The organism is Nocardia pseudovaccinii NBRC 100343, assembly GCF_001613225.1.
Taxonomy (GTDB): domain Bacteria; phylum Actinomycetota; class Actinomycetes; order Mycobacteriales; family Mycobacteriaceae; genus Nocardia; species Nocardia pseudovaccinii.
In genome coordinates this window covers 59768-67828 of sequence record NZ_BDBY01000168.1, presented here as the reverse complement: position 1 = coordinate 67828, position 8061 = coordinate 59768, and the positions used below count along the sequence as shown (strand labels likewise).

Annotated in this window: 7 protein-coding genes; 5 read left to right on the top strand and 2 right to left on the bottom strand. The window is 65.0% G+C overall.

Annotation, left to right across the window (positions count from 1 at the left end; genetic code table 11):
* Nucleotides 1-32: 32 nt before the first annotated feature.
* Nucleotides 33-662, bottom strand: a complete 630-nt coding sequence (locus NP3_RS19900) for a hypothetical protein (RefSeq protein ID WP_157124407.1) — start codon at nt 660-662, stop codon at nt 33-35.
* Between the two features lie 702 nt (nt 663-1364).
* Between NP3_RS19900 and NP3_RS19895 the strand changes: the two genes are divergently transcribed.
* Nucleotides 1365-2192, top strand: coding sequence for a DUF1460 domain-containing protein (locus NP3_RS19895; protein ID WP_063043087.1), 828 nt, complete (start codon nt 1365-1367; stop codon nt 2190-2192).
* A gap of 298 nt (nt 2193-2490) precedes the next feature.
* On the opposite strand, the gene NP3_RS19890 is transcribed toward NP3_RS19895, so the two are convergent.
* Nucleotides 2491-3213, bottom strand: coding sequence for a sigma 54 modulation/S30EA ribosomal C-terminal domain-containing protein (locus NP3_RS19890; RefSeq protein WP_169814521.1), 723 nt, complete (start codon nt 3211-3213; stop codon nt 2491-2493).
* A gap of 208 nt (nt 3214-3421) precedes the next feature.
* On the opposite strand from NP3_RS19890, the gene NP3_RS19885 reads away from it, so the two are divergent.
* The 4 genes from NP3_RS19885 to NP3_RS19870 all read left to right on the top strand — a co-directional run bounded on the left by NP3_RS19885 (nt 3422) and on the right by NP3_RS19870 (nt 8058).
* Nucleotides 3422-4420, top strand: coding sequence for an Acg family FMN-binding oxidoreductase (locus NP3_RS19885; RefSeq protein ID WP_063043085.1), 999 nt, complete (start codon nt 3422-3424; stop codon nt 4418-4420).
* A gap of 121 nt (nt 4421-4541) precedes the next feature.
* Nucleotides 4542-5192, top strand: a complete 651-nt coding sequence (locus NP3_RS19880) for a response regulator transcription factor (RefSeq protein ID WP_063043101.1) — start codon at nt 4542-4544, stop codon at nt 5190-5192.
* Nucleotides 5193-5251: 59 nt separating this feature from the next.
* Nucleotides 5252-6982 (top strand): sensor histidine kinase, encoded by a 1731-nt coding sequence (locus NP3_RS19875; protein ID WP_063043084.1) that lies wholly within the window; start codon nt 5252-5254, stop codon nt 6980-6982.
* Nucleotides 6983-7143: 161 nt separating this feature from the next.
* Entirely contained in the window at nt 7144-8058 is a 915-nt protein-coding gene (locus tag NP3_RS19870) for a universal stress protein (protein ID WP_063043083.1), read from the top strand.
* The last annotated feature ends 3 nt before the right edge of the window (nt 8059-8061 follow it).

The following is an 8061-nucleotide window of genomic DNA, read 5'->3' as shown; positions in this document are numbered from 1 at the left end:
ACCGATATTCGAGATTATCGATCGCATTTCGACTAACCGACTCGCACGGGCACAGCAGATTCTTCCGCAATTCGACCACGGCCGACGGTAAGTGATACCAAGGCAATGTTGCCGATCGCGGTAATCAGCGGTCCCGCGACAGTGGCGAATTGATATCCACTTGCCAGCAGCACTCCCAGCACACCGAGGGCTCCGGCGAATGCATTCGCGGCGAACATTTGCCAGGTTTCCTCCTGAGGCTTCGACCAGGCGTGCCGCAGCGTCGGTACGGTGGCGATGAGATTGGCGCAGATGGCCACAAGCGCACCGAAAGTCTTCTCCGAAATCTCCACTGTGACCAGCACACATGCGATGGAGGAGAGCAGACACGCCCAATCGATATTGTCGTTGGGCCGCAGACTCACCCCACGCCGCAAACCGAGGACGATAACGGCGGCATTCATACTTGCCGACGCTGCATTGATACCAGCGGCGAGATATGCGCCCGCCAGATATGCGACCATCGCGAATACCGTATTGGCAGTACACCAAGCCACCCAAGACGCCATTCGCGGTCGCGTGCCACCATCCAGAATTCCGACCAGATATGCGACTACACCATACAGTGAGATGCCGACGCTCACCAAAGCTGCCGACGTGCTCAGACTCCAGAACTCACTCACGTACACCATTCCTCGTTTTTCGCGCAGACATGCGCGAGACAGCCACAACCGGCGATTGGACCCGCAGGCGAACACACCGAAGGGAACAAATCCGGTGCGACGATGGGGACCGTATCTGCCGTGGGTGAACACTTCGGGATGATTTGTTCGTTCGCGATTGAAACTATCGTTACACGGAGGTTCCGGCCGCACAAACGCAGCAGGTCGGCCGTAACGAACTTTTACGTCGGTAACTGGCGCTTAACAGGATATGGTTACTGAGCTCACATCGGTGCGGAATCGACATTGATGAGCACCGTTTTCGAGGGGGCAAGCACGCCACAGACACACGAAGACCCCAGCCGTAGCTGGGGTCTCCCGTGGTCACGCCGACCGTTGTGCGAGTCGAAACCTCTACACCCCGGCCTCGATTACTGAGCCTGCCACACTTGCCGGGAATCGTCGCGCCGAGCCCTTGGTCCTGCGGTACCCCACCGCGCGCTTGCATCTGTAAGCCCGGCCGAATCGCGCTCGAACAGGCAGTTTCCTATAACCAAGGCCTGTCTGAGATAACGAACAAGCAACATCGTGATCACCCCGTGTCCAAACTGTTCGACTCGGAATGTAGGGCTCATGACGGAATCCCCAGCGGATCTTGCGGCCGCCGGGCCGTTTTCGTGTTCGGCGACCGAGGACCGCCGGACTCGGACTACCGTGGCAGCAATGACCGATCGACTCGCTGGAGGCCCTTTGCGCAGCATCGCCCGCGTACTGCTCATCATCTCGGCGCTCGTCGGCATGGCCATGCCGACCGTTCCCGCCGCGTTCGGCGCACCGATCAGCGATGACGTCACTGCCGGGAAGATCGATGAGCTGCTGGCACTGCGGGCCGCCTCGCCGGGTGCGAGCAAGGGTGCGCTGATCGAGCGGTTGTCGGGACGCCTGCTCGGGACGCCGTATGGCGCGGATATGCTCATCGGCTCGGCGGACCAGCCCGAACAGCTGGTCATCGACCTGCGGCGAGTGGATTGCTTCACCTATCTCGACTATGTCGAAGCGCTCAGCAGGTCCGCGGATCGCGACCAGTTCGTCGCGAATCTGATCGCGACCCGCTACACCGACGGTCGCGTCGAGTTCCAGCAGCGCAAGCACTTCTTCAGCGATTGGTCGCATACCGCGCGCATCGCGGCCACCGATATCACCGGCACGTTGAGCCCGGCCGCGGTGACCGTCACCAAGCACCTCAACGCGAAAGCCGGTGGCGGAACATATCTTCCGGGTCTGCCGGTGGTCGATCGCGATATCACCTACATCCCCGGCGCCGCGGTGGACGAGAGCGTCATCGGTGGACTCCGCACCGGTGACTACATCGGCGCCTACGCCGACCAGCCGGGACTCGATGTCACCCATGTCGGCATCTTCGTCATGACACCGAGCGGCCCGGTCTTCCGCAACGCGTCCTCACTCGCCGCCAACGAGAAGGTGGTCGACTCCCCCTTCGCCGACTACGTGCGAACGACGCCGGGCATCATGGTGCTCCGCGCGCAGTAATCGAAACGGAGCCGGCCAGCGCGACAGCGGGCGAGCGGATTCGGCGGCGACGGCGCGAATCCGTCGGATCACGGCGTGGTCGTCGATCGCCACACAACTCGTGCGCTGCCCCGCATGGCACCGCCGAGTCGACTCGCCCGCCCCGTGATCCGCTCTCGCAGTACGCCGTTCTCGTACCGCCTCGCTTCTGCCCGACCATCGGTGGCCGGCTCCCATCCCAACTGTGCTCGGGCGGCACGGTCGTCGACAGAGCCGGGATGCCCTAGATCCAGGGACGTTTGGTCCTACCGAACACAGGTCAGCTGGTCCGGGGCGTGATCAGCCCGAGGTCGGCGTCGTAGCGGCGGTACAGCAGGTTCCCGCGGCGGCTGACGGGATCGATGAAGAACAGGAACGGCAGGCCGATGGCGCACAGGCGGTCGACGGCCGCGGTCTCGGACAACTCCGGAATTCTCGGATCGGCTGCTGAAGGGTCGCTCGGCGAACGGAGCAGCTCGATACCCGCGGGATCGCCACGGTAGACGATCGCGTCAGCGCCGGTCTCGGCGTCGACGAACAGGTGCGCGTCGTAGTCCATCGCGTCCAGCACCGCTGCCGCCGCATCCGGGGGAACCACCAGCAGCGAACAATTCTTGCGGCGGGTGATAGTGCCATGTCCGGATGCCGCGAGCAGTCGCCGTATCGGCTCCCGTTCCGGCGCCACCCGTCGCTTTGTCGTCAACCGTTCGATCAGGCGCTCGAGCCGCTGCACGACCGGCAGCACCATGCCCGCCCCCGGGGTGATCGTCTGCACGCGCGCCGGAGTGCCGCGCACGCACAGATTCACCTGCACCAACTGCGGCCCACTCGGGCAATTCGCGACGACGACCCGCACCCGGGCACCACCGTCGATTCGATTTCGGGTAAGCAATCGCCCGACCGCGCCGGCCACGCGTTCGAGTTCCAACTCCGCGATCGGTCCACGCGGAAATACGACGATGTCGGGGAAGGCCGGGGTGGACCACTTCCCTGACGCACTCATGACGACCTCGCTATTGGATTGTTCGAGTTCCGACCCTCGGGACTCGATGGCAGCATCCGCGACGTCCACGACGGGAGGGCCGAAAGTCACTGCCACACCTGACCTTCGGCACCAAGTGCACGGCCCGACCCGGCCGGTGACCATCGACCTTCGAGAACAGGAAGAAGGCCCATATCGACCGGCGCATCGTCGGACGAGGCTCGGGAGTATGACCGACACCCGCCTCTCCCCCGTACGTTCCGTGCCGGACCATTCGACGGTGCTGGCGGCCATGCGTTCGGCCAGCCGCGCGCCGTCGTTGCACAACACCCAACCGTGGCGCTGGGTCTTCGACGGGACCCGGCTGCACCTGTACCGTGACGACGACCGCCTGCTGACCTCGGCGGACCCGCTGGGTCGGCAACTGGTGATCAGCTGTGGCGCGATGCTGCACCACGTGCGCACCGCATTCGCCGCAAAGGGCTGGCACACCGATACCACCCGGCTACCCGATACCGGCCGCCCCGGCTATCTGGCGGTGATCGAGTTCCGGCCGTGGCCCGAGCCGCCGACCGGCGTGCTGGCCCGCGCCCACGCCATCGATAAGCGACGTACGGACCGACTGCCGCTGTACGCGCCGACCGACTTGTCGCCGCTCCTGCATGCCGGTCGAATGCTGGTGACACCCCACGACATCGAACTCGATCTCCTCGACGACAGCGCCCGCGCGAAGCTCACGGCGGCCTCCGACCACGCCACTGCGGTCCGGCGCTACGACATGGAATACCAGACCGAATTGCATTGGTGGGCCGGACATTCCGGCGATACGGAAGGCGTCCCGCGCGAATCCCTGGCCTCCGATGCCGAATTCGCCCGCGTCGGCGTAGGCCGCACCTTCCCGTCCGCACCGCATTCGGCCCGCCGCGAAACCCTCGATGACCACGCCCGCCTACTGATACTCAGCTCACCGAGCGAATCCGTCACCACCTGGCTGCACACCGGCGAAGCCCTCTCCGCCGTCCTCCTGGAATGCACCACGTCGGGCCTGGCAACTTGCCCGATGACCCACATCACCGAATTGCCTTCGGCCCGAACAGCCATCGCGACCATGCTCCCCCACCCCACCATCCCCCAGGTCCTCATCCGCGTAGGCACCACCCCCGCCAACACCCCCGAACCCCCACCAACCCCCCGCCGCCCCCTACCCGACATCCTCACAATGCGGTAACTCGAGAATGCGCTGGCGGTGGGGTCTACCCGACATTTTCCTCCACCGACGCATGGTGATCGATCGTCCAGATGCGCATATTCGCGGGGCTACGCTGGAGGGACCCAGCGGAGGTGTTGCGATGACGAGCGTGTTCCTGGTCGATGACCATCAGATCGTGCGTCGCGGTGTGAAGGATCTGATCGATTCCGAGCCCGATCTCGAGGTCGTCGGCGAGGCGGGCACGGTTTCGCAGGCGTTGGCGCGCATCCCCGCGCTGCGCCCGCAGGTCGCGGTGCTGGACGTGCGCCTGCCCGATGGCAACGGCATCGAATTGTGTCGTGAACTGCTGAATCAGCATCCTGGGCTGCGGTGTCTGATACTCACCTCGTTCACCGACGAGCAGGCCATGCTCGATGCCATTCTGGCCGGGGCCAGCGGGTATGTGGTCAAAGACATCGACACGATGGAGCTGGTCGAGGCCATTCGCGAGGTCGGCGCGGGTAAGTCGCTGCTCGATAATCGCGCGGCCGCAGCCCTCATGACGAAGCTGCGCGAGGAGGCCGAGGCCAAGACGGGACCGCTGGCCGGTCTCAGCGAACAGGAACGGACGCTGCTCGGTCTGCTGGGTGAGGGGCTCACGAATAGGCAGATCGCGAGCCGGATGTTCCTTGCGGAGAAAACTGTGAAGAACTACGTCTCCCGGCTGCTGACCAAACTCGGGGTGGAACGTCGCACCCAGGCAGCGGTACTGGCCTCCAAACTCAACGCGCCCACCAAACAGCAGGAGTGAGCAACCTGTGGTTTCGTTCGGCGTGACATGGGGTACACCACGCGGGCAGAATACAGATCATGGCAGACGAGTGGACCGTCTCCGGCCAGGCGCCGGTCACGGAAACTTTGTCTCAACTGCGACTTCGTGAACTGATCGGCGAAGTCCAGGACCGCATCGCCCAAATGGTCGGCGTCCGCGACCAGATGGACCGGCTGATCGATGCCATGCTGGTCGTCACCGCCGGATTGGACCTGGACAATACGCTGCGCTCGATCGTGCACACCGCCATCGAGTTGGTCGACTCCGAATACGGCGCGCTCGGCGTGCGCGAAACCGACAGCAACGAGCTCGCCGAATTCGTCTACGAGGGCATCGACGACCGGACCCGGGTCATGATCGGCGATCTGCCGCGCGGTCACGGTGTCCTCGGCCTGCTCTTCGAACAACCGAAACCCATTCGGCTGGCAGATCTTTCGAAGCATCCGTCGTCGGTCGGCTTCCCCGCCCACCACCCGCCGATGCACACCTTCCTCGGCGTACCGGTGAAGGTTCGCGACGAGATCTTCGGCAACCTGTACCTGACCGAGAAGGCCGGTGGGCAGGAATTCACCGACGACGACGAGGTGGTGGTGCGGGCGCTGGCCGCCGCGGCGGGTATCGCCATTTCCAACGCCCGCCTCTACGAACAATCCCAAATCCGCCAGCAATGGCTGGAGGCCAACCGCGATGTGGCCACCGAACTACTCGCTGGCGGCGAACCGAACGAGGTGCTGGAGCTGGTCACCGACCGGGCGCTGCAGCTCACCCAATCGGCGTGCAGTTTCCTCTCACTGCCCGAAGATCCGGATATTCCGCCCGACGAGGTGACCGATCTGGTCGTGGTCGCAGCGGCGGGTGTCGATGCGCAAAAGCTGACCGGACAGCGCATTCCGATCAACGAATCGCACTCGGGCATCGCATTTCGGGAAAACCAGGTCCTTTCGGTCGATCGGCTCCAATACAGCCTGCGATTCGGCAACTCGACCGAATTCGGTCCGGCGCTGGTGCTGCCACTGCGGGCCGAACAGACGGTTATCGGTGTGCTCACGCTCCTGCGTCCACCATCGGCCGGGCCGATCGACGCCGCAGGACAGGCCATGATGGCGGACTTCTCCGTCCAAGCGGCACTGGCACTGCAACTTGCCCGGAGCCAGCGCCGCAACCGCGAACTCGACGTGCTCTCCGACCGTGACCGGATCGCGCGTGACCTGCACGACCATGTCATCCAGCGCCTGTTCGCGGTCGGTCTCTCACTGCAGGGCACTGCCCAGCGGGCCCGCGTGCCCGAGGTCAAATCCCGGCTCACCGAGACCATCCAGGACGTCCAGTCGATCGTGCAGGAAATCCGGCATTCGATCTTCGATCTGCACGAGAGCACCAGCACGGATGCGCCGACACTACGTAAACGGCTGCACGGCATCATCGCCGAAATGATCGGCGATAGCGGATTGCGCACCACGATTCGCCTCGCCGGTCCGGTCTCGGTGCTTACACCGCCGCTGTCGGAGGATGTCGAAGCGGTGCTGCGCGAGGCGGTGAGCAATGCGGTGCGGCATGCGTCGGCGACGACGGTATCGGTCCAGCTCCGGGTGCGCGACGATGTCACCATCGAGGTCACCGATGACGGTGTCGGCGTGCCCGACGACCTCGCACGGATGAGCGGATTGGCGAATCTGGCGACACGCGCCGAGCAGGCGGGCGGCAGTTTCAGCGTGATCAAGGGCGAGCACGGGGGGACGACGTTGCGCTGGTCGGCGCCGTTGCCCTGAACCGGCCAGGCGGGGCTGTTCCGTGCGCTGTGCCATCCGAACACCATCCAGACATGAGCGGCCTTTGGGCCCTGCGGTTGGTGACCAATGCCAGGCGTGCGCGACGACCTCGGATTCCTAACCTACGGGTAGCTGATATCTCGGAACCCGAAGGGACATCCATGACCGACCAGCACCGCGATGCATCACACCGGCTGGCGTCGGCCGAAGTAGTGGTCGGCACCGACGGCTCCGAGGCGGCCGATCTCGCCGTCCGCTGGGCCGCCGAGACCGCCTCCCAGCGGGGTCGGCGGCTGCGCATCGTGCACGGTCTCGACCTCGCGGCGGCGGGTTCGGTCTACGGGATGTACGACGTGATCATGCCGCCGGTGATCGACGCGATCCGCCGCGAAGGTGCCGACGTGCTGCGCACAGCACGCCGACTCGCCCATCAGGTCGATCCGGACCTGACCGTGGAAACCGAACTCTCCGAAGCCAATCCGGCACATCTGTTGATCGAGCTGTCCGAGGCGGCGCATCTGGTCGCGATCGGAACCGCGGGTTCCGACGGCGCCCTGAGCTATCTCGGATCGACGCTGCTCGCGGTGGCAAGCCACGGCCGCGGTGCGATCGTGGTAGTACGTGACACCGGCACCGAACAGCAGACCCGACGCGTAGGCCCGGTTGTGCTCGGTATCGACGGCGGAGCGGGGAGCACGGCCGCCGTCGGGGCCGCGTTCGCCGAGGCCAGCGAACGCAGAACCAGACTCGTCGCCGTCCACGCTTGGAGCGACCTGTATTTCGACCGCATCGCGGGGCTCCCCTACGCCGTTGATCACGATGCCGAGACCGCCGGACAGGCGATCCTGGCCGAGCAGCTCAGGGGCTGGCAGGAGAAGTACCCGGACGTGCTGGTCATCCGCAAGGTGTACCTGTCGGGTCCGCGGCAGGCACTGCGCGAATGGTCGCGGTCGGCGCAGCTGGTCGTGGTCGGCAGCCGGGGGCGCGGCGGATTCCGCGGACTGCTGCTCGGCTCCACCAGCGACGCACTGGTCCAGACCGCGCACTGCCCGGTCATGGTCGTCCGTCCGCAGTAGCGC